This window comes from Xenorhabdus entomophaga (genome assembly GCF_037996725.1).
Classification (GTDB): domain Bacteria; phylum Pseudomonadota; class Gammaproteobacteria; order Enterobacterales; family Enterobacteriaceae; genus Xenorhabdus; species Xenorhabdus khoisanae.
Genome location: NZ_JBBMXH010000224.1, coordinates 1 through 1,961 on the forward strand (window position 1 = coordinate 1; position 1,961 = coordinate 1,961).

A 1,961-nucleotide genomic window follows, 5' to 3' on the forward strand; every position below is an offset into this window, starting at 1 on the left:
AAAGAATGGCGCTGTGAATGCGCGTTAGATACAAAAAAGCCACCACGGGAGGTGATGGCTTGGGGTTGGGTGATAACTAAATCGTTAGAGTGATTTAATGGTTATCATTCATTGCAATGATAGCAATTACACTAAGTTATCTTCACTTTTTTCTTAGAGTTTGTCTGATATAATGTCCGGGTGATTTGTGAGGTGAAATAGTCCTCATCCAAAAAACTCAACAGCCTCTTAATGTGTTTTTTTTCTTGTGGCATTGTAATTTTCTTTTCACCACCATCTTCATATATCTCCAAATCAAGAGTTACGTCATTTACTTTCGCTATGGATAATAAATCATCTACAGTGTAATCCTCTAAAACTCTTGATTTATTTATTAATGATACTTTCTTTCTTATCACAGTATCAGCAATGTTTGTAAGGTCAAAATCGCTTGAAATATGGAAGTGCTCATGATTGGCAAATTCTCTCAAGTCATCATCGGTTGCTTCTTTAAAATATCCATCAACATCAAATATTCTCCTCAGCATATGAAAGCTTTTGAATTTTAATTTATCATTCTCAAGTATTGCCGTTAGCTTGTTATCGATAACCAACCCGTCAGAGTCAGATAATTTAAAAGTATTGTCATCTTGAAGAATACTATGAAATATTGTTTTTTTATTATCTATTATTTGTCTTTTATCAAAACATTGGAGGTACGCTTTTATATTACCCACTGCGCCAGATGAAACTATCTCGCCGGAAAATAATGCCTTTATGTTAAAAATAGATATATCCTGCGGACTCCACTCCTGAATAGAGTCAGGAGTTTGTATTGCATCAAGAACACCTATAACATCATCAAAATTATCAATGCAAAAATATTCCGCAGGACTGGTGATATAACCACCACTAAATTCTACAGATGTTGTGTAATTATTTTCAAAATAATCTTTTTGCCTTTTAAACAAGGAAGTTACAGATATTTGTGTTTGTGCATCAGTGAGAATCTTCACAATTTTACCAGTATCGGTTATAGCAAATAATTCCATAAATCATTTCCTTTGTGAATTAAACAGCAATATATGTATGAGCTGTTAATTTTATAACATCTAATCTGTCATTATTCACTGAAAATAAATCTCTTTTAGTAATTAACACAAAGCTAACACCTGTATCATCTTCCGCCTCATAGAATTTATATCCGAAGAATGATAATAATGGATTAAAACTATAACCCTCAGAAAAAGAAACATAAACAAGTAAACTAATGTAAAAGAATATAGCAATCTTCCAATCAAAAAATGTCCCTGACGTGCTGAGTAATGGAAATAAATATGTTAAAAAATAACTAGTTACTTCCTTATTGGCGGGAGTGGCTGTTTTTATATTCTTTTTTGTGCGCCCAGAATTGAGGACAGAATACTTTAATATAAAAATGCAGAGACAAACACTTACGACACCTACAAGTATATACATACTGAGCATGATGTATTTTTTCTGAATAAAAGCTAAATAAGCCAATGTGATGCATACAGGAGCCACAGAGGTTGCAGTTAATGCAAAGCGAGCAAGTTTGCTTAAAAACATTTTCACCTCCCTTTTTTTGTTACTGTATAAAAACACAGTGTACATTGATTTAACTCAAAACAGAATAGTTAATTTATATTAAATAAATGATGCCTGCCCAAACAATAAAATATCAATTATTCGATCGGTTGTTGACATTCAGTTTTTATGTAATCCTGCAAATATCTCAGTTTTGCCCGGTCGTTGATGATGCCTGCTCGGATATCGAGAACAGTAGATCCAGTTTCTCCAGTGAGTTCGACGGTGGTTGTAGCGCCCACGCTGACGGAGGTAACGGTTTCAGACACAGGACAGGTGGCCTTGATGCGCAGCTTGCGACGACCAGCGGCAACATCAGCCCGAAGAGTATCGATTTCAATCTTGGCATTGGCGAGTTCCTGCGTGTGTCGGGT

Annotated in this window: 3 protein-coding genes; all 3 read right to left on the reverse strand. The window is 34.8% G+C overall.

The window, feature by feature from the left end; all coding sequences use genetic code 11:
- Positions 1–131: 131 nt before the first annotated feature.
- Positions 132–1,031 (reverse strand): Kiwa anti-phage protein KwaB-like domain-containing protein, encoded by a 900-nt coding sequence (locus AAC854_RS22295; protein ID WP_340619008.1) that lies wholly within the window; start codon positions 1,029–1,031, stop codon positions 132–134.
- A 19-nt stretch (positions 1,032–1,050) separates the two neighbouring features.
- Entirely contained in the window at positions 1,051–1,569 is a 519-nt protein-coding gene (locus AAC854_RS22300; protein ID WP_285810409.1) for a hypothetical protein, read from the reverse strand.
- Between the two features lie 116 nt (positions 1,570–1,685).
- A partial coding sequence (locus AAC854_RS22305; protein WP_422824127.1) for a lysis protein occupies positions 1,686–1,961 on the reverse strand: 276 nt, incomplete at its 5' end.